The sequence below is a fragment of the Micromonospora sp. WMMD730 genome, assembly GCF_049178955.1.
Taxonomy (GTDB): domain Bacteria; phylum Actinomycetota; class Actinomycetes; order Mycobacteriales; family Micromonosporaceae; genus Micromonospora; species Micromonospora wenchangensis.
Window position 1 is genome coordinate 5,773,128 of record NZ_JBMHML010000002.1, and the last position, 19,136, is coordinate 5,792,263.

General features: G+C 73.7%; 20 protein-coding genes. 5 read left to right on the plus strand and 15 right to left on the minus strand.

Annotated elements, in window-relative coordinates; translation table 11 throughout:
• Positions 1-26: 26 nt before the first annotated feature.
• The 9 genes from ACN265_RS24490 to ACN265_RS24530 all read right to left on the minus strand — a co-directional run bounded on the left by ACN265_RS24490 (position 27) and on the right by ACN265_RS24530 (position 6,701).
• Entirely contained in the window at positions 27-605 is a 579-nt protein-coding gene (locus tag ACN265_RS24490) for a GNAT family N-acetyltransferase (protein ID WP_421409760.1), read from the minus strand.
• A gap of 7 nt (positions 606-612) precedes the next feature.
• Positions 613-1,029 (minus strand): DUF4180 domain-containing protein, encoded by a 417-nt coding sequence (locus ACN265_RS24495; RefSeq protein WP_421409763.1) that lies wholly within the window; start codon positions 1,027-1,029, stop codon positions 613-615.
• Positions 1,030-1,139: 110 nt separating this feature from the next.
• Positions 1,140-1,565, minus strand: coding sequence for an alternative ribosome rescue aminoacyl-tRNA hydrolase ArfB (gene arfB / locus ACN265_RS24500; protein WP_420115890.1), 426 nt, complete (start codon positions 1,563-1,565; stop codon positions 1,140-1,142).
• A gap of 9 nt (positions 1,566-1,574) precedes the next feature.
• The gene (locus ACN265_RS24505) at positions 1,575-1,883 is read right to left on the minus strand and encodes a hypothetical protein (protein WP_204923758.1); all 309 of its coding nucleotides are present in this window, start codon (positions 1,881-1,883) and stop codon (positions 1,575-1,577) included.
• Positions 1,884-2,020: 137 nt separating this feature from the next.
• Positions 2,021-2,884 (minus strand): S1C family serine protease, encoded by an 864-nt coding sequence (locus ACN265_RS24510; protein WP_204923757.1) that lies wholly within the window; start codon positions 2,882-2,884, stop codon positions 2,021-2,023.
• Between the two features lie 62 nt (positions 2,885-2,946).
• Positions 2,947-3,906, minus strand: a complete 960-nt coding sequence (locus ACN265_RS24515; RefSeq protein ID WP_204923756.1) for a VWA domain-containing protein — start codon at positions 3,904-3,906, stop codon at positions 2,947-2,949.
• On the minus strand, positions 3,903-4,895 hold the full coding sequence (locus ACN265_RS24520; protein ID WP_420115889.1) for a DUF58 domain-containing protein: 993 nt from the start codon (positions 4,893-4,895) through the stop codon (positions 3,903-3,905). The genes ACN265_RS24515 and ACN265_RS24520 overlap by 4 nt, the downstream gene beginning before the upstream one ends.
• Entirely contained in the window at positions 4,892-5,941 is a 1,050-nt protein-coding gene (locus ACN265_RS24525; protein ID WP_420115888.1) for an AAA family ATPase, read from the minus strand. The genes ACN265_RS24520 and ACN265_RS24525 overlap by 4 nt, the downstream gene beginning before the upstream one ends.
• Positions 5,942-6,179: 238 nt before the next feature.
• The gene (locus ACN265_RS24530) at positions 6,180-6,701 is read right to left on the minus strand and encodes a hypothetical protein (RefSeq protein ID WP_204923753.1); all 522 of its coding nucleotides are present in this window, start codon (positions 6,699-6,701) and stop codon (positions 6,180-6,182) included.
• A gap of 397 nt (positions 6,702-7,098) precedes the next feature.
• On the opposite strand from ACN265_RS24530, the gene ACN265_RS24535 reads away from it, so the two are divergent.
• On the plus strand, positions 7,099-8,034 hold the full coding sequence (locus ACN265_RS24535) for an endonuclease/exonuclease/phosphatase family protein (RefSeq protein ID WP_421411608.1): 936 nt from the start codon (positions 7,099-7,101) through the stop codon (positions 8,032-8,034).
• A 15-nt stretch (positions 8,035-8,049) separates the two neighbouring features.
• Here ACN265_RS24535 and cimA read toward each other — a convergent pair whose 3' ends face one another.
• A complete protein-coding gene (cimA, locus tag ACN265_RS24540) occupies positions 8,050-9,633 on the minus strand; it encodes a citramalate synthase (RefSeq protein ID WP_204923751.1) in 1,584 nt (527 codons plus the stop codon).
• Positions 9,634-9,885: 252 nt separating this feature from the next.
• Between cimA and ACN265_RS24545 the strand changes: the two genes are divergently transcribed.
• Positions 9,886-10,344, plus strand: a complete 459-nt coding sequence (locus ACN265_RS24545) for a PRC-barrel domain-containing protein (RefSeq protein ID WP_420115887.1) — start codon at positions 9,886-9,888, stop codon at positions 10,342-10,344.
• A gap of 78 nt (positions 10,345-10,422) precedes the next feature.
• Positions 10,423-11,178, plus strand: a complete 756-nt coding sequence (locus ACN265_RS24550; protein ID WP_204923749.1) for a tyrosine-protein phosphatase — start codon at positions 10,423-10,425, stop codon at positions 11,176-11,178.
• Positions 11,179-11,247: 69 nt separating this feature from the next.
• Here ACN265_RS24550 and ACN265_RS24555 read toward each other — a convergent pair whose 3' ends face one another.
• Together ACN265_RS24555 and ACN265_RS24560 are read right to left on the minus strand one after the other, a co-directional pair.
• Positions 11,248-12,345, minus strand: coding sequence for a branched-chain amino acid aminotransferase (locus ACN265_RS24555; RefSeq protein ID WP_420115886.1), 1,098 nt, complete (start codon positions 12,343-12,345; stop codon positions 11,248-11,250).
• 111 nt (positions 12,346-12,456) lie between these two features.
• Positions 12,457-13,488 (minus strand): 3-isopropylmalate dehydrogenase, encoded by a 1,032-nt coding sequence (locus tag ACN265_RS24560; protein ID WP_204923747.1) that lies wholly within the window; start codon positions 13,486-13,488, stop codon positions 12,457-12,459.
• Positions 13,489-13,709: 221 nt separating this feature from the next.
• On the opposite strand from ACN265_RS24560, the gene ACN265_RS24565 reads away from it, so the two are divergent.
• Together ACN265_RS24565 and ACN265_RS24570 are read left to right on the plus strand one after the other, a co-directional pair.
• Positions 13,710-14,585, plus strand: coding sequence for an FAD:protein FMN transferase (locus tag ACN265_RS24565; protein WP_204923746.1), 876 nt, complete (start codon positions 13,710-13,712; stop codon positions 14,583-14,585).
• Between the two features lie 358 nt (positions 14,586-14,943).
• On the plus strand, positions 14,944-15,300 hold the full coding sequence (locus tag ACN265_RS24570) for a hypothetical protein (protein WP_363792924.1): 357 nt from the start codon (positions 14,944-14,946) through the stop codon (positions 15,298-15,300).
• Positions 15,301-15,385: 85 nt separating this feature from the next.
• Here ACN265_RS24570 and serA read toward each other — a convergent pair whose 3' ends face one another.
• The 3 genes from serA to ilvN all read right to left on the minus strand — a co-directional run bounded on the left by serA (position 15,386) and on the right by ilvN (position 19,078).
• Entirely contained in the window at positions 15,386-16,984 is a 1,599-nt protein-coding gene (gene serA / locus ACN265_RS24575) for a phosphoglycerate dehydrogenase (protein WP_204923744.1), read from the minus strand.
• A 495-nt stretch (positions 16,985-17,479) separates the two neighbouring features.
• A complete protein-coding gene (gene ilvC, locus ACN265_RS24580) occupies positions 17,480-18,493 on the minus strand; it encodes a ketol-acid reductoisomerase (RefSeq protein ID WP_420115884.1) in 1,014 nt (337 codons plus the stop codon).
• Between the two features lie 69 nt (positions 18,494-18,562).
• Positions 18,563-19,078: an acetolactate synthase small subunit gene (ilvN, locus tag ACN265_RS24585; protein WP_204923742.1), complete on the minus strand. Its 516-nt coding sequence runs from the start codon at positions 19,076-19,078 to the stop codon at positions 18,563-18,565.
• Between the last annotated feature and the right edge of the window lie 58 nt (positions 19,079-19,136).

Below are 19,136 nucleotides of genomic sequence, written 5' to 3' on the forward strand. Positions count from 1 at the left end.
GCTTCGACGCACCACCGCCGGCCGGGTCAGGTCGCCGGATGGCCCCGGTGTGCGGCCCACTCCGGGGCGAGGATCGACATCACTGTCGCGTCGACCCAGCCGTCGGTGTCCCGCAGCACCTGCCGCAGCACGCCCTCGGCGACGAAGCCCACCTTCTCGTACGCCCGGCGGGCGCGCGGATTGAACGCGAACACCTCCAGCGACACGCGGTGCAGGCCGAGGGTGTCGAAGGCGTACCCGACGACCAGCCGGGTCGCCTCGGTGCCGAGCCCCCGGTCGCGGCCGGCCGCCGCGAACAGGGTGCGGAAGTTGCAGGAGGCGTTGTGCCGGTCCCAGTCGTTGAGGACGACCTCGCCGACGCAGTCGCCGGTGGCGTGGTCCACCACCGCCAGGTCGAGCCGGTCGGTTTGCGCGTTGCGGCTGCCGTACCAGGAACGCAGCCGTCGCTCGTGGGGGCCGCCGGGTGGGCTGCCGGTCAGGCGGGCCACCTCCGGGTCGGCCATCGCCGCCCGGAAACAGGCGAGGTCGGCGTCGACGAACGGACGCAACGTCACCCGCTCGCCGGTGATCGTCGGTTTGGTGGCGAAGTCGACGGCGCTGGGCATGGGCCCATCATCGGTGGTGGCCGGGGGCGGGCTCCACCGGGTTTGCGCCGCCGGCCCGCGTGCGCAGCCGCTCCTCCAACTCGGCCGTGGTGTCGACGAACCAGAGCTGGTCGCCCCGGTTGGCCTCGACGACGAAGTCGCGCAGGGCGGTGCTCCGCTCGACGTGCCCCGAGATGTCGCCGACCACGGCCAGCCGCAGCCGGTAGTTGACGAACTTCTGCACCACCGCGCCCGCCACCCCGGTACGCAGCGTGAAGAACTCGACGGCGAGCCGGCGTACCGGAAGCACCACCAGGTCGACCCCGTGGCCCAGCGCCGCGCCGATCACGTCGGTGGCGTCGTCGCCGCCGCAGATCCTCGGCCCGTCGGGGGCGCCGGCGAGCGCGGTGACGCCGGCGAGGGTGACCAGGATGTCGGTGGACATGCCCGCCAGCCTAGGCAGCGCCGGCCCGCCCCGGCCCGGGTTTTCCGCCACCGGCACACCGCACCGCGTCGGCGGCGCCGCCGCCGGGACCCGACCGGCGCGGGCGGCGGTCAGTCGCCGTCGGCGCGACGGTCCCGCTTGCGCTGGGACTGGCGCTTCTTGTCGGCCAGCCGGCGTTCCTTGGCGCCCCGGGAGGGGCGGGTGGGACGCCGGGGCGGCGGGGGCGGGGCGACGGCCTCACGCAGCAGGGCGACCAGCCGTTCCCGGGCCGCCTCCCGGTTGGCCAGTTGCGCGCGGTGCTCGCTGGCGGCGATGGTGAGCACCCCGTCGACGAGCCGGCCGGCGAGGCGTTCCCGCACCCGCTCGCGCAGCGTCGGGGGCAGGCTGGTGGTGCCGGCCACGTCGAAGCTCAGCTCGACCCGGGAGTCGGTGGTGTTGACGCCCTGCCCGCCCGGCCCGGACGAACGCGAGAACCGTTCCCGCAGCTCGGCGGCGGGCACGGTCCACCGGTCGGTCACCCGCAGTCCGTCGTCCATCCGGCGAGGTTAGCGCCCCCGGCCGCCGGTGGGCGTCACGGTCGCGGAGGGTGCGGGTCCGGGTGCCGGTTCGGCCCGGTCGTGGTCGGGCCCGACGGTGGCGTAGGCGGCCGCGCCGAACAGCAGCAGCGCGATCACCCCGACCCGGGTGAAGACCGCCCGGACCAGTACGAGGGCGGCCCGGCGGGCGCCGGGGACGGCCCGCCTGGCGGCCCGGTAGTCGTTCCAGCCACGGCGGGCGCGGGCGTACCGCGCGCCGACCCCCCAGCCGACGACGAGGCCCACCACCAGCAGCAATGCGACGAGAGGTAGCTCCACCCACGCCAGTATCCATACTTAGCGCCATATTTCTATGGGCTGATGGCCTGACCTCGGCATCTGCAAGTTTTCCCTGGTCAGCGCCGCGCCGGCCGCCGCGCCGGTGGACGCGGCGGCCCCGCCCGCGCCCTCCGGGATCAGCCGCCCTTGCCGATGATGGTGTCGGCCGTCTGCTGCACCTGGTCGATGGGGATGGCGAAGCCGATGCCGATCGACCCGCTGCCGTCGATGGTGGCGATCGCCGTGTTCACCCCGACCACCTCGCCCCGGGCGTTGACCAGCGGGCCGCCGGAGTTGCCCGGGTTGATCGACGCGTCGGTCTGCACCGCGCTGCGGCGGTTGGTGCCCAGCCGCACCTGCCGGTTGAGGGCGCTGACGATCCCGGCGGTCACCGTGCCGGCCAGGCCGAGCGGCGAGCCGACCGCGAGCACCGGCTCGCCGACCCGGGTGGACCGGGGCTTGGCCAGCGGCAACGGGGCCAACCCGGCGGCCGACGGCACCTTCAGCACGGCCAGGTCGCTGCCCGGCTCCCGGCCGACCACCTCGGCGGCGTAGCGGCGGCCGTCGGGCATCTCCACGGTCACCGCGCCACCGCCCCCCTTGGCCAGGATGTGGTCGTTGGTGACGACGTGCTGCTCGTTGTCGATGGCGAAGCCGGAACCGGTCGCCGACTGCCCGGCGGCACCCCCGCCGACCAGCACGGACACCACGCCCGGGACGGTCTTCTGGGCGGCGGTGACCAGTTCCGCCGGGACCGGGGCGGCGGAGGCCGCCGTCGGGCCCGCGCCGTCCTGGCCGGCCACCCAGCCGCCGGCCGCCGCGCCGGAGACGGTGGACAGGGCGACCACCGCCACGGCGGTCCACAGCCGCCCGCGCCAGCGCCGCCGGGACGGGTCCTCCCCCGGCGACGGTACGTCCCACCGGGGTCGGCCGTCCGGCCCCAGGTCGGGTGAGAGGAACCAGGGGCCCCGGGGCTCCCCCAGGCCGGTCGGTACTGCCATACGTCCGCTCCTCACTGTGTGCTGCGACGGATCAGGGGCAGGTGGGCCAGCACGGTCCCCGCTCAGGGCAGGCGGGAGAACCAGCGCATCGACCCGGCCGCCGCCCCCATGGCGAAGACCAGCCCGAGCCCGATGAACCGGGCGGAGATGTCCTGACGTTCCTTGCGGTAGCCGACGGAGGACCCGATGTCCTCGTAGACGTCGCGCAGTTCGGCGCTGCTGCCCGCCTCGTGGAACCCGCCCCCGGTCTGGTCGGCGACCGCCTGCAGGGTCTGCCCGTCGACCGGCACCTGGATCGGGCGGCCACCCCGGTCGACGAACCCGCCCGGGGTGCCGAACGAGATGGTGTGCACCGGCACCTTCGCCGCGACGGCCGCCGCGGCGGCCTCCATCGGGTCGGCCCCGGAGGTGTTCGCCCCGTCGGAGAGCAGGACTACCCGGGCCGGCGGCGGTTGCTTGGCCGCCTTCCCGTCGAGGCTCTTCACCGCGCCGAGGCAGGCGCTGATCGCCTCGCCGATGGCGGTACCCTGCACCCCGGTGATCCCCTCGGCGAGCCGGTCGATCCCGTCGTGCAGGGCGCCCCGGTCGGTGCTCGGCGGCACCAGCACCGCCGCGCTGCCGGCGAACGCGACCAGCCCCACGTTGAACTCGTCGGGCAGCCCGTCGACGAAGGTCCGGGCGGCCTCCTTGGCGGCGGTCAACCGGTCCGGTTCCACGTCGGTGGCGAGCATCGACGTGGACACGTCCACGGCGACCATCACGGTGGCCCGCTCGCGGGGCACCCGTACCTCGGCGGTGGGACGGGCGAAGCCGACCACCAGCAGCGCCAGCATGGCCAGGAACAGGCCGGCGGGCACGTGCCGTCGCCAGGCCGGCCGCTGCGGGGCGACCCGGTCGAGCAGCCGCAGGTTGGTGAAGCGGACCGCGTACCGGCTGCGCCGGCGCTGCGCCAGCAGGTAGCCGACGGCCAGCGCGACCACCCCGAGCAGCAGCAGGAGCCGGGCGGGTGACTGCCAGTTCACGCGACACCTCCCCGGGGTGCGGCGGACGCCGCCAGCCGGCGCTGGGCGTGCACGTGCCGCACGATGTCGGCGGTCCAGTCCCGGTCGGTCCGCAACGCGAGGTGGTCGGCCCCGCTGCGGCGCAACGCGCGGGCCACCTGGGCGCGTTGCGCGGCGGCGGCGCTGGCGTACCGGCGGCGCAGCTCCGGGTCACCGGTCCACACCTCGCGCCGCCGGCCGGTCTCCGGGTCGAGCAGGGTGATCAGGCCGACGTCGGGCAGCTCCAGCTCACGCGGGTCGGTCACCTCGATTGCGAGCACCTGGTGGCGGGCGGCGAGGCGACGCAGCGCCGGCTCCCACCCGGTGGTGGCGTCGTGGTCGTCGGGCAGCCCGTCGAGGAAGTCGGAGACCACCACCACCAGCCCCCGTCGGACGGCGACCCGCTGCACCGCGGCGAGCGCGGCGGCCAGGTCGGGGCCGGCCGGCGGGGTGGCCGGTGCCGTGTCGTCCACCCGGGGGGCGTGCAGCAGCGCGCGGAGCAGGCTCAGCAGGTGGGTACGCCCGCAGCGGGCCGGGAAGCGGCGCAGCCCGTCGCTGCCGAGCACCTGCGCGCCGAGCCGGTTGCCGGTGCCGGCGGTGAGGAAGCCGACCGCGGCGACGGCCGCCACGGACAGTTCCCGTTTGTCCAGCGCGGCGGTGCCGTACTCCATGCTGGGGCTGGCGTCGACCAGCAGCCAGGTGGTCAGCTCCCGGTCGGCGTCGACCTCGCGGACGTGCGGGACGGTGGTGCGGGCGGTGACCGCCCAGTCCATCCGGCGTACCTCGTCCTCGCCGGGGCGGTACTCGCGGCTGCCGGCGATCTCGCTGCCGGGGCCGGGCAGCAGACCGCGCAGTTGACCGTGGAGCAGCCCGTCGAGGCGGCGGGTGACGGTCAGTTCGAGACGGCGCAGCCGCCGTTCGGGGGCGAGGTCGGCAAGCGTCGGGCCGGCCGGGGCGGCCGGGGCGCTCACGCCGCCGCCAGGTCGGGCGTGTACTCGGGGTGGCCGGTGGCGAGCACCGGGGGCGGCACCGCCTGCACCAGCCGGTGCACCACCGCCTCGGCGCTGACCCCGTCGGCGACCGCGTCGAACGAGAGCACCAGCCGGTGGGCGAGCACGTCGACCGCGAGTTCCCGGACGTCGTCGGGGAGCACGTACTCGCGGCCGCGCAGCATCGCCTGGGCGCGGGCGGCGGCGACCAGGCCGAGGGTGGCCCGGGGGCTCGCCCCGTACGCCAGCAGCGGGGCGATCTCCGGCAGCCCGAAGCGGCCCGGGTCACGGGTGGCGAGGATCAGCCGGACCACGTACTCGGCGAGCGCGTGGTGCACGAAGACCTGGGCGGCCCGGCGCTGGTAGTCGCGCAGCCGGACCGGGTCGAGCACCTGGCGGGGGCGGGGCCGGTCGCTGCTCATCCGGTAGAGGATGGCCAGCTCGTCGGCGTCGCCCGGGTAGTCGACGACGATCTTCATGAGGAACCGGTCGCGTTGTGCCTCGGGGAGCTGGTAGACCCCCTCGGACTCGATCGGGTTCTGGGTGGCCAGCACCAGGAACGGCTCCGGCACCGGCCAGCTCCGCCCGCCGATGGTGACCTGCCGTTCGGCCATCGCCTCCAGCAGCGCGGACTGCACCTTGGCGGGGGCCCGGTTGATCTCGTCGGCGAGCACCAGGTTGGCCATGATCGGGCCCAGCTCGACGTCGAAGTTCTCGGTCGAGGCCCGGTAGATCCGGGTGCCGACGATGTCGGAGGGGACCAGGTCGGGGGTGAACTGGATGCGGGTGAAGGTGCCGCCGACGACGGTGGCGAGGGTCTGCGCGGCAAGCGTCTTGGCGACGCCGGGCACCCCCTCCAGGAGGCAGTGGCCGTCGGCGATCAGCGCGGTGAGCAGCCGTTCGACGAGCCGGTCCTGCCCGACGATCACGCGTTTGACCTCAAAGAGGGTCTGTTCCAACTCGGCGCCCGCCGCGTCGGCATCGACCGGGCGGGGCAGGCTGGCCAGGGTGTCCGAGATGTCCGTCACGGTGCTTGCTTCCCGGGGTCACCCGCCGGCAAACGTCGGAATTTCGGGCGCTGGCGGGCCGATTCGCCCCGGACCGGGACGACCGGCCCGGCGGGGCGGCAACGCCGTGCGGCGACGCAATGCGTGCGTCACCGGGTGATCCGCGCCCTGCCCGGGCGGGCCGGACCACGGGCGCCGGGGTCCACAGCAGACGGTGCCGACCCCCTGCCGGGGCCGGCACCGCCGACGGGTCCGCGCCTCAGTTGGCGACGAACAGGTGGAACGGCTTGCTCGACACCGATCCGCTGGAGCTGTACGTCTGGATGAAGACGCCGTTCGGTGTCTGGTTGCGCGGGGCGACCGCGATCTCGCCGGCCGGCGGCACGTTGAACTGGTCGTTGGTGCCGATGGTGGCCTGGAACGCCTTCCCGACCACGCTGTAGTCGAGCAGCACCTGGTACTGGCCGGTGCCGTACCGGGTCGACGAGACGACGTTCGCCGAGTGCTGGAGCAGGGTGCCGTCGCTGGCGACGACCGCCCAGGCGACCGAACCCGAGGCCGGCGGGGCGAGCGAGGCCTTGAGCGCCGCGCGGGCCTGCTTGGCTTCGGCCGGAGTCACCGGCGGCTGACCGGTGGCACCGGACAGCCGCGCCCCGGGCTGGGCCACCTCGGCCGGAGCCTTGGTCGCCGGTTGCGCGACGGCGATCCCGCCGCCGGCCAGGGTGAGCGCCAGGACGCCGAGCGTCACCGCCGCCGCCTTACGCCTGAAGAATGTGGCCATGACAGGTCTCCCTTTTGTGACCGTGGCAATACGGCCGACCCACCGTACGGCGAGCCGGATACAGGTGGTGCGATCGAGCCGGAATTAACGTGGGCAGAAAGCCTTCCACCCACGCCGGAAATAGTGAAGAAGAAACACTTCCAACCGGCCTGAGCTGGGAAAACTACGCTCTGTTGCGGCACCTCAACGAGGAGGAACGTAGCACCGCCAAAAGCGGAGCGTCAATAGCGCACCAACCCGTTTTGCCATCTCGAAAACGATGTTGGAAATTGCGAAACATGAACTCTCGACCATTCACGGAACGGCTCCGCAGTCGGCGGGAACGACCTCGGCCGCTAGGCTGACCGCCGTGCTGACGACCCCGGTGCCGACCCCCACCCGCCGTCGCGCCGCTCCGCTGATCTGCTGGCTGGCGGTGGCACCCGGCCTCGCCTGGGCCGTGGTCCGCCTCGTCGGGTTCGACCGGGGCCCGCTCGTGCAGGCGCTCGCCTTCACCCCGTACGTGGCGGCGTGGAGCCTGCCGGCCCTGATGCTGACCCTCGCCCTGCGGTGCCGGTGGCCGGCGGTGGCCGCGGCGGTGGCGGCGCTGGCCCTCCTCGGCGCGGTGGCACCCCGCGCGCTGCCCGACCGGCAGCCGGCGGCCCGGGGGCCGCAACTGCGGGTGCTCACCGCCAACCTGCTCGCGGGCAACGCCGACGCGGCCACCCTGGTCGAGCTGGTCCGCCGGAACGAGGTGGACGTGCTCACCGTGCAGGAGTTCACCCCGGCGGCGCGGGACGCCCTCGACCGGGCCGGCCTCGCCGACCTGCTCCCCCACCGCCAGCTCAACCCCGAGGTGGGCACCACCGGCTCCGGGCTCTACGCCCGGTTCCCCCTCTCCGGCGGTGGTTTCCGGCGCAACGCCGGGTTCGCGTTCACCCAGGCGTACGCGACGGTGGCGGTGCCCGGCGCACCACCGTTACGGGTGGAGTCGGCCCACCCGGCGGCACCCTGGTCGGTCGGGGTGGTCGGCGAGTGGCGCACCGACCTGGCCGGCCAGCCGCGCGCCACCCCCGACGGTCAGCTCGGCATCCTCACCGGGGACTTCAACGCCACCCTCGACCACTCCCCGCTGCGTGCCCTCCTGGCCAGCGGCTACGTCGACGCCGCCGACGCCGTCGGGGCCGGGCTGGTGGGCACGTGGGGCCCGTACGACGGCGACCCCATCCCGCCGGTCACCATCGACCACGTCCTGGTCGACCGCCGGATCGCCGTCCGCGCGGTCACCGTCCACCGGGTGCCCGCCACCGACCACCGCGCCGTGCTGGCCACCCTGCGCCTGCCCGCCCCCTGACGCCGGGGGTTCAGCTCACACCGCCGCGCGGTCGAGGCCGTAGGTGAGGGCGTCGACGAGGGCGTGCCAGGACGCCTCGACCACGTTGGGGTGCACGCCCACGGTGGTCCAGTCCCGGCCGGTGCCGTCGGCGGTCTCCACCAGCACCCGGGTCACCGCGCCGGTGCCGTGGGTGCCCTCCAGGATGCGCACCTTGTAGTCGGCCAGCTCGAAGTCGCGCAGCTCCGGGTAGTGCCGGGACAGGCCGACCCGCAGCGCCTCGTCCAGGGCGTTGACCGGGCCGTTGCCCTCGGCGGTGGCGATCACCCGCTCGCCGCGTACCCGGATCTTCACCGTCGCCTCGGAGATCACCTCGCCGTCCTCCCGGTGCTCCACCAGCACCCGGTACGACTCCAGCGCGAACGGCCGCACCGGGGCGGCGTCCGGCAGCTCGGAGCGGACCAGCAGCTCGAAGGAGGCGTCGGCGGCCTCGAACGACCAGCCGCCCGCCTCCAGCTCCTTGACCCGGGCGGTCACCTTCGACACGGCGTCCGGATGGCCGGCCAGGTCAAGACCCAGCTCGCGGCTCTTCAGCTCGATGCTGGCCCGGCCGGCCATCTCGGTCACCAGGATCCGCATGTCGTTGCCCACCACCGACGGGTCCACGTGGTTGTAGAGCAACGGGTCGACCTTGATCGCGCTCGCGTGCAGCCCCGCCTTGTGGGCGAAGGCGGCGGCCCCGGCGTACGCCTGGTGGGTGTCGGGGGCGATGTTGGCGATCTCGGCGATGGCGTGCGAGACCCGCACCATCTGTTCCAGGCAGCCGTCGGGTAGGACGGGCAGCCCGAGCTTGAGCTGGAGGTTCGCCACGACGGCGAAGAGGTCGGCGTTGCCGGGGCGCTCGCCGTACCCGTTGGCGGTGCCCTGCACGTGCCGCACCCCGGCCTCGACGGCGGCGATCGTGTTGGCCACCGCGCAGGCGGTGTCGTTCTGGGCGTGCATGCCGAGCAGTTCCGGGGCGATCCCGGTCCGGGCGGTCAGGTCGGCGATCGCGGCGGTCACCCGGGACGGCAGCATCCCCCCGTTGGTGTCGCAGAGCACGAACCGTTCGGCCCCGGCGGCGAGCGCGGTCTCGACCACCGAGGCGGTGTACGCCGGGTCGTGCCGGAACCCGTCGAAGAAGTGTTCGCCGTCGACGAAGACCCGTCGCCCCTGCGCGACCAGGTGGGCGACCGTGTCCCGGACCATCGCCAGGTTCTCCGCGCCGGTGGTGCGCAGCGCGCGTTCGACGTGCCGGATGTCGGCCTTGGCGACCAGCGCGACGGCCGGGGTCTGCGCGTCGAGCAACGCGCGCACCTGCGGGTCGTCGGCGACGGCGACCCCGGCCTTGCGGGTGGCCCCGAACGCCACCAGCAGGGCGTGCCGCAGGTCCAGCTCGGTGCGGGCCCGGCGGAAGAACTCGGTGTCCTTCGGCACGGCGCCCGGCCACCCGCCCTCGATGAAACCGACGCCGAACTCGTCGAGCAGGCGGGCCACCGCCAGCTTGTCGATCACCGAGTAGCTGAGCCCCTCGCGCTGGGCGCCGTCGCGCAGCGTGGTGTCGTAGACCTGGAACGTCATCGAGAGTCCCTTCATCGGATCTTGGGGGAGCAACAAAAAGACCCCCCGCGGATGCGGGAGGTCTGCGCGCTCGGCAGAGGGGAGGCCGGCGCGCTAGCTGCCAATAATGCGGGCGGAGCTGGTCACGGTCGCCACTCTGCCACTCGATCCGGGTTCTGGGAGACAGAATCCACATCCCGGGACACGGTGTGTGCGAGGTCTCCCCGGGGGTAGCCCGGTTGACGGACACGACACTTCGAGGCAGGGGTTCCGATGGACAGGCTCGACCCGCACAGCGCGCACGCCACCACCGACCCGATGGTCGACGACGGTCAGGGCGCGATCGCCGGCGGCGCTCCCGGCGGGGCGTTCGACCCGTGGACCTACCGGGACGAGGCCGGGGTGGCCGACGCCGACCTGGTCGGCTACCGGGTCGAGGCGACCGACGGTGGGATCGGCAGGATCGACGAGGCGAGTCACGAGGTCGGCGGCAGCTACCTGGTCGTCGACACCGGGCCGTGGATCTTCGGCAAGAAGGTGATGCTGCCGGCCGGCACCGTCAACCAGGTCGACCACGACGACCGCAGGGTCCACGTCGACCGCACCAGGGACCAGATCAAGGCCGCTCCCGGGTACGACGAGAACAGCCACAGCGACGCCGCCTTCCGCGACAGGCTGGGCGGCTACTACGACGACACCTACGGCAACCTGCCACCCGGCACCGCCCGGTAGCGGGCCGGCCCCCGGCCCGCGTCGGCGGTCGACTCGGCGGGGCGGACCGCCGCCCCCGCCGGCCGTTACCGTGTCCGGGTGAACCCCACCGAGAACAGCCGCCGTATCCCGTTCTCCGCGATGTTCAACTTCCGTGACGTCGGCGGCTACCCCGGCCACGACGCCCGCGCCGTCCGCTGGGGCCGGCTCTACCGGTCGGACTCCCCGCACCGCATCGACGGCACCGACCGGGAGGCATTCGCCGCGCTCGGCATCCGTACGGTGATCGACCTGCGCCGCCCGACCGAGGTGGAGCGGGACGGTCGGGTGCCCGACCTCGACGGCCTCGCCTACCGGCACATCCACCCCGAGCACGCCGACTGGGCGCTGAGCCGCCACGAGCCGGACTCCAGCCTGGCCCGCTACCTCGCCGACCGGTACGCCGATCTCGCCGAGACCGGCACCGCCGGGCTGGCCGAGGCGGTCGGGCTGATCGCCGACAGCGCCAACGCGCCCGTCCTGGTGCACTGCGTCGCCGGTAAGGACCGCACCGGCATCGTCTGCGCGCTGACCCTGTCGGTGCTGGGCGTCGACGACGAGCAGATCGCCGAGGACTACGCGCTGAGCACCGAGGCGTCCCAGCGGTTCAGCGCCTGGCTGGCGGAGGCCATGCCGGAGGCTGAGGCGCTGCCCGCACCCTTCCTGGGGTCCCCCGCCGAGGCGATGGCGCTCTTCCTCGCCGAGCTGCGCGAGCGGCACGGCTCGATCGAGGACTACCTGCGGCACACCGGCGTCACCGACGCCCAGCTCGCCGCCCTGCGCGACCACCTGCTGGAGCCGCCCGCGCCACGGTGACCGCACCGCCGACCCGCCCTGCCGACCCCGGACGTCGGCGCTGGCAGGGCGGGTCGAAAGCTGGGGTGGTCAGCGGATGTGCGTGACCCAGCCGTGCGGGTCGGGGGCGTCACCCCGCTGGACCGCCACCAACTGCTCCCGCAGCGCCGAGGTGGACCGGCCCGGCTCACCGCCGCCGATCACGAACTCGCCGCCGGGGTGCCGCACCCGGGCGATCGGGGTGATCACCGCGGCGGTGCCGCAGGCGAAGACCTCGCGCAGCCGGCCGCTCTCGGCGTCGGCCTGCCACTCGTCGAAGCTCACCGGACGCTCGACGACCCGGTGCCCGGAGGCGGCGGCCAGGGCGAGCAGCGCGTCCCGGGTGATGCCGGGCAGGATGGTGCCGGTCAGCGGCGGGGTGACCAGGGTGTCGTCGTCGTAGACGAAGAACACGTTCATGCCGCCCAGTTCCTCGACGTAGCGGCGCTCGACCGCGTCGAGGAAGACCACCTGGTCGCAGCCGGCCTCGATCGCCTCGGCCTGGGCCGACAGCGACGCCGCGTAGTTGCCGCCGCACTTGGCCGCGCCGGTGCCGCCGGGTGCGGCCCGGGTGTAGTCCGGGGACACCCAGACGGTGACCGGCTTCACCCCGCCGGCGAAGTAGGAACCGGCCGGTGAGGCGATGACGCAGTAGAGGTACTCGCGGGACGGTCGGACGCCGAGGAAGACCTCGCTGGCGAACATGAACGGCCGCAGGTAGAGGCTGGCGTCGGCGGCGTCGGGGATCCAGTCCCGGTCGATCTCGACCAGCTTGCGCAGCGACTCGACGAACAGTTCCGCCGGCAGCTCCGGCATGGCCAGCCGCCGGGCGGAGGCGATGAACCGGGCGGCGTTGGCCTCGGGCCGGAACATGGTGATCGAGCCGTCGGCCCTGCGGTACGCCTTCAACCCCTCGAAGATCTCCTGCGCGTAGTGCAGGACGGCGCTGGCCGGGTCCATCGGGATCGGCGCGCGGGCCTCGACCCGGGGGTCGTACCAGCCCTTGCCGTCGGCGTACCGGATGGTCACCATGTGGTCGGTGAAGACCCGGCCGAAGCCGGGGTCGACCAGCAGGGCGGCCCGCTCGGCGGCGGATACCGGCGCGGGATTCGGACGGATCTCGAAATCGAGCATGTCACCACCGCTCATCGCGCTGACCTCCCTGCGGGTTTGACGGCGCGCGGGAACCACGCACCGGGCTGACGTCCCAGAAACCTACCCCGAACGGTCGTTCAGTGGATAGCTCCACCTCCCGAGGGGTCAGGCCACCGCCTGCGCGGCGAGCCGGTCCCCCACCTCGTCGGTGCGCAACGCCACACCCGGCGTCCGGGCGGCCAGCTCGGCGGCGACCGCGCCGGTCACCCGGGCGGCGGCGTCGGCGTGGCCGAGCTGGTCGAGCAGGAGCGCGGCGGAGAGCACCGCGGCCACCGGGTCGGCGACCCCCTTGCCGGCGATGTCCGGCGCGGAACCGTGCACCGGTTCGAACATCGACGGGTACGCCCCGGTGGGGTTGATGCAGCCGCTGGCGGCCAGCCCGATCCCCCCGGTGACCGCGGCGGCGATATCGGTGAGGATGTCACCGAACAGGTTGTCGGTGACCACCACGTCGTACCGCTGGGGCTGGGTGACCAGGAACATGGCGGCGGCGTCGACGTGCTGGTACTCGGTGGCGACGTCGGGGTGCTCGGCGGCGACGGCCGCGAAGGCACGGGCCCACAGCGAGCCGGCGTGGGTCAGCACGTTGGTCTTGTGCACCAGGGTGACCTTGCGCCGCTCACGGCGACCGGCGCGGGCGAAGGCGTCCCGGATGACCCGTTCCACCCCGTGCCGGGTGTTCAGGCTCTCCTCGGTGGCCACCTCGGCCGGGGTGTCCCGGTGCAGGCTGCCGCCGGCCCCGGCGTAGAGCCCCTCGGTGCCCTCCCGGACGACCACCAGGTCGACCTCGCCCGGCTTGACGGTGGCCAGCGGGCCGGGAACCCCCGGCCAGAGCCGGGACGGGCGCAGGTTGACGTACTGGTCGAAGGCGAAGCGCAGCTTCAGCAGCAGGCCGCGCTCCAGCACGCCGGGCGGCACGGTGGGGTCGCCCACCGCACCGAGCAGGATGGCGTCGTGGCCGGCCAGCTCGGTCAGCACCGAGTCGGGCAGCACCTCGCCGGTGCGGTGGTACCGCGCCGCGCCGAGGTCGTACTGCGTGGCCTCGACGCCGGGAAGCACGGCGTCGAGGACCTTGAGGGCCTGCGCGACCACCTCGGGTCCGATCCCGTCCCCGGCCACCACCGCGATCCGTGCCACCTGCTGCTCCTCACCTCGTCCGCTGTGCGCAACGGTACGTCCCCGTCCCGCCTCCCGGTACGCGCCTTCCACCATCTGGGAGGGCGAAATGCTCAGCAGGCTCCCAGCCAGCATTCATGGTGCGGTCATCTCCACTGCCTAGGGTCGGTGCAGGACGGGTCGTGGGGGCCCGGGACGGACCGGCCGCGACGCCGCGGCACCGTCGGTGAAGGAGCAGCGAGATGCGGACCGAACAGCAGCGGGGGCCAGGCCGACTGGACGAGCAACCGCGCACCCGCTGGGTGGACCAGAAGGCGTTCTCCCGCCGCCGTCCCGACCTGCGCCTGGGCACCCGAAGCCACCGCCTCGACTCCGCCGGTGACCCGTCCGGCGGCCGGATCACCGTGCAGCACTCCGTCCGGACCGGCACCGCCGGATACTCGCTCCTGCTCAACGCCCCCGAGGAACTGGGCCGCCGGGCGGTCGGCGACGCGCTGCGCGACGCCGTCGCCGAACTGCGGGCGATCGACCTCACCTACGGGCCGAACCGGCCGCAGAGCCTGGTCTCCCGGCTGCGGCGCGGCGAGATCAGCCCCGAGTCGTACCCGCCGCTGACCGACCTGGTCGACCGCTGCGCCGCCATGCGGGCCGCCACCGACGGCTGGTTCGACGCCTGGGCCGTCCCCGGCGGCTTCGACCCCGGCGGCCTGCTCAACGGCTGGGCGGTGGAGCGGGCCGCGGCCCGGTTGCGCGCCGCCGGCATCCACGACTACGCGGTGCTCTCCGGCGCCGACCTGACGGTACGCGGACACGCCGCGCACGGCGGACCGTGGCGGGTGGCGGTGCACCACCCGACCGACAGCCGGCGGGCCCCGCTGGTGCTGGAGATGACGGCCGGCGCGGTGGGCACCTCCGGGGTCAGCGGCCGGCAGGGACACGTGGTCGACCCGCACACCGGCGAACCGGCCGGACAGCTGGTCGCCGCGACCGTCGTCGGCCCGGACCTGGCGGTGGCCGACGCCTACGCGACCGCGTTGTACGCGGCCGGGCCGGTGGGACTCTCGTGGTTCCGCGCCGACTCGGCCTATCAGGCTCTCTTCGCCCACCGACGCCGCTGAGCGGTGTCGCGGCGCGTCGGCCGACCTGTGGAGGGGGTCCACGGGGTGGCGCGGTCGACGGGCCGGCGATCGGCCCCCACGGTCTCGGCAACGACCGTGGGGGCCGGTCAGCGACGAGTGCGCGTGGCTCGCGCATTCGAGGGGTGCGGACCGGCCGGCCGGACGCTCAGCCCCGTCACCCGAAGACGGGCCGACTTCCGACTTTCCCGATGACCGCTCCGGTACGCTAGCGAATCGACGCAACTCGACGCAAGAGTCTCCACAGCGGACCGTGTTCCTCCGTACACTCTCGACCACTCGCGGCGATCACGGCGGGTCAGTGTCGCTCGGGCGTCCGGGTGATGGCACGCTGTCCGCCGTGAGTTTCGATCTGAGCGTGTGGGCCCTGCACGACGGGGCCACGCCCGAGGACGTCCGGGCGGCGGTGCGGCAGTGCCACGAGGGGCGGCACGGCGAGCGGTATCCGGACCCGCGGGTGGTCGCCTTCTACCGCGCCATCACCGCCTCGTACCCCGACCGGCCCGCCCACCAGGGCACCCCGTGGGAGGTGTCGCCGCTGCACGCGGCGGCCGACCACGTGGCGCTGAACCTCGTACCGACATGTGAGGACCAGGTGCTGCTCGACATCGAGCGGCTGGCCGGCGAGTACGACCTGATGCTCTTCGACCCGCAGGACGGTTCGGTCTACCCGCCGCCGTCGCGCCTCGCCCGCTGAGGCCACCGCCCGCGACGCTCGGGCGTGGACGACGGAGGGCCCGGCCGTGCGGCCGGGCCCTCCGTGGTGAACCGTGCGGGTGCGACTACTCGTCGCGCAGGTCGGCCGCGCTCGCGGCGGTCGCCCCGATCGAGTCGGCGGCCGAGGTGAGCAGGTCCGCCCCGAGCGCCTGGTCGACGGTGAGCGTCATCAGGGTCTCGCCGCCGGCCTCCCGACGGGCCACCTGCATCGCGGCGATGTTGATGCCGGCCTCGCCGAGCAGCGTGCCGACGGTGCCGACCACGCCCGGCCGGTCGGCGTACCGCAGGAAGAGCAGGATGCCCTCCGCGCCGATCTCCACGTCGAACCCGTCCACCTCGGTCAGCTTGATGACGTCGCGGGTGCCGGTGTGGGCGACCGTGCCGGAGACGCTGACCGTACGACCGTCGGGCAGCGCGCCCCGCACGGTGACCAGGTTCGGGTGGTCGACCGTCTCGGCCTGGGTGGCGAGGGTCACCTCGACGCCCCGCTCGGCGGCCAGGTGCGGCGCGTTGACGTAGGTGACCTGATCCTCGACCACCGAGCTGAACAGGCCCTTGGTGGCGGCGAGCTTGAGCACCGACACGTCGTGGTTGACGATCTCGCCGCGTACCTCGACGGTGACGCTGGCGGCCACCCCGCCGGCCACGGCGGTGAACGCCCGGCCCAGCTTCTCGGCCAGCGGCAGCAGCGGCCGGACGTCCTCGGCGACGACGCCGCCGGCCTGCACGTTCACCGCGTCCGGCACGAACTCGCCCTGCAACGCCAGCTTGACGCTCTTGGCCACGGCCAGGCCGGCCTTGTCCTGCGCCTCGTGGGTGGAGGCGCCCAGGTGCGGGGTGGCCACCACGTTGTCGAAGGCGAACAGCGGCGAGGAGGTGCACGGCTCCTTGGCGTACACGTCGACGCCGGCACCGGCGACCCGGCCCTCGGCGATCGCGTCGGCCAGGGCCTGCTCGTCGACCAGGCCACCCCGGGCGGCGTTGACGATCCGGACGCCCGGCTTGACGATCGCCAGCTCCTTCTCGCCGATCAGGCCGACCGTCTCCGGGGTCTTCGGCAGGTGGATCGAGATGAAGTCGGCCTCCCGCAGCAGCTCCTCCAGCCCCACCAGGCGGACGCCGAGCTGGGCGGCGCGGGCCGGCTGGATGTAGGGGTCGTACGCGATCAGCCGGGTGCCGAAGGCGGCGATCCGCTGGGCGAACAGCACCCCGATGCGGCCGAGGCCGACCACGCCGACGGTCTTGCCCTGCAACTCGACGCCCGTGTACTTCGACCGCTTCCACTCGCCGGCCTTGAGCGCGGCGCTGGCGCTGGCGGTGTTGCGCGCGACGGCGAGCAGCAGTGCGACGGCCTGCTCGGCGGCGGAGACGATGTTGGAGGTGGGGGCGTTGACGACCATGACGCCCCGCGCGGTGGCGGCCGGGACCTCGACGTTGTCCAGCCCGACGCCGGCCCGGGCGACCACCTTCAGGCGCGGCGCGGCGGAGATCGCCTCGGCGTCGATCTGCGTGGCACTGCGCACGATGACCGCGTCGGCCTCCGCCAGCGCGGAGAGCAGGGCCGGGCGGTCGGTGCCGTCGACGTGGCGCACGTCGAAGTCGTGCGCGAGCACCTCGATGGCGGCGGGGGCGAGTTCTTCGGCGATCAGTACGACAGGATTCATCGGTCCTCGTAGACGTCGTATTAGGTTGGCCGGGGCGTCCGGGCGCCGCGATGCGCCCTTCGCCGATCCGTGCCGTGGCCGTCAGGTGCCGGTCACGCACCTCACCAAGGATGGTAGGGGGCGCTCCGGCCGGCATGTCCCGGTCTGTGGGGTGAGGGCCCTCACACAGGGTTGTCGCACGCCTGTCATCCCCCGTTCATCCGGCCCGGGAGCGCGCAGCGGGGGCCGATCGGGGCCGATGAGGCATCGATCACCCCATCCCGCCTGGTGAACCGGCCACCGCGGACCGCGACGGCGACCGGCGGGACGGGTGACGGCGCGGCGGGATCCGGCGGCGTCAGCGGCTCGGCCCCGGCCGCTGAGGGACGTGCTCACGCAGAAAGCGGTATGACTGGCAGGCATAAATATGCCTGCCAGTCATACCGCTTCACGTGACCAGGTCGACCGGTCCGCGACCCGCCCGAGGGCGCCGGCGGCCCGGTCAGGACCGACGGGTCAGGCGGTCTCGGTGAGCGGGCGGTCCACCCAGCTCATCATCGAGCGCAGCTTCTGCCCGGTCTCCTCGATCGGGTGCGCCGCGCCCTCGGCCCGCCACTTGGCGAAGTTCGGCCGGCCCGCCTCGTCCTCGGCCACCCACTCGCGGGCGAACTCGCCGGACTGGATCTCGCCGAGGATCTTGCGCATCTCCTCCTTGACCCGCGAGTCGACCACGCGCGGGCCCCGGGACAGGTCGCCGTACTCGGCGGTGTCGGAGATGCTGTACCGCATCCGGGCGATGCCGCCCTCGTACATCAGGTCGACGATGAGCTTCAGCTCGTGCAGGCACTCGAAGTAGGCCACCTCGGGGGCGTAGCCGGCCTCGGTGAGCACCTCGAACCCGGTCTGCACCAGGGCCGCCGCGCCACCGCAGAGCACCGCCTGCTCGCCGAAGAGGTCGGTCTCGGTCTCCTCGGTGAAGGTGGTCTTGATGGCGCCGGCCCGGGTGCCGCCGATGCCCTTGGCGTACGCCAGGGCGAGCGGGAAGGCGTTGCCGCTGGCGTCCTGCTCGACGGCGACCAGGCAGGGCACGCCCTTGCCGTCGACGTACTGGCGGCGGACCAGGTGGCCGGGGCCCTTCGGGGCGACCATCGCCACGTCCACGTCGGCCGGCGGGGTGATCAGGCCGTAGCGGATGTTGAAGCCGTGACCGAAGAAGATGGCCTTGCCGGGGGCGAGGTTGGGGGCGATCGAATCGGCGTAGATGGTCCGCTGGGCGGTGTCCGGCGCCAGGATCATGATCACGTCGGCCTCGGCCGCCGCCTCGGCCGGGGTGAGCACCCGCAGGCCCTGCTCCTCGGCCTTCGGCCGGCTCTTGGAACCCGCCGGCAGGCCGATCACCACGTCGACACCGGAGTCGCGCAGCGACAGCGCGTGGGCGTGACCCTGGCTGCCGTACCCGATCACGGCGACCTTGCGGCCCTGGATCAGGCCCAGGTCGGCGTCGTCGTCGTAGTACACCTCAACGCTCATTGACTTCCCTTTCGTACGGCGGTCTCGTCGACCGTCGTGGACTGTGTGCGGTGGCGGGTGGGCGCGCGGTCAGGCGGCGCGCAGCGCCGGGCCGGCGGTGATCGACCGCGAGCCGCGCCCGATCGCCACCGTGCCGGACTGGACCATCTCCTTGATCCCGAACGGCTCCAGGTCACGCAGCAGCGCGTCGAGCTTGTCGGGGGTGCCGGTCGCCTCGACGGTGAGGGTGTCCGGCGCGACGTCGACCACCCGGGCCCGGAACAAGGCGACCGTCTCCAGCACCTGCGCGCGGGCGGCGCGGTCGGCGCGGACCTTGACCAGCAGCAGCTCCCGCGCCACCGAGACCTGCGGGTCCAACTCGACGATCTTCAGTACGTTGACCAGCTTGTTGAGCTGCTTGGTGACCTGCTCCAGCGGCGACGAGTCGGCGTTGACCACGATGGTGATCCGGGAGACGTCGGGGTTCTCGGTCTCGCCGACGGCCAGGCTGTCGATGTTGAAGCCGCGCCGGGAGAACAGGCCGGAGACCCGGGCCAGGACACCCGGCTTGTTCTCCACCAGCACGGACAGGGTGTGCAGGGTCATGCCACCGTCTCGCTTCGCTCGGTCGGGCCGTGCCCGCGCACGGTCCCGGGGAATCGGT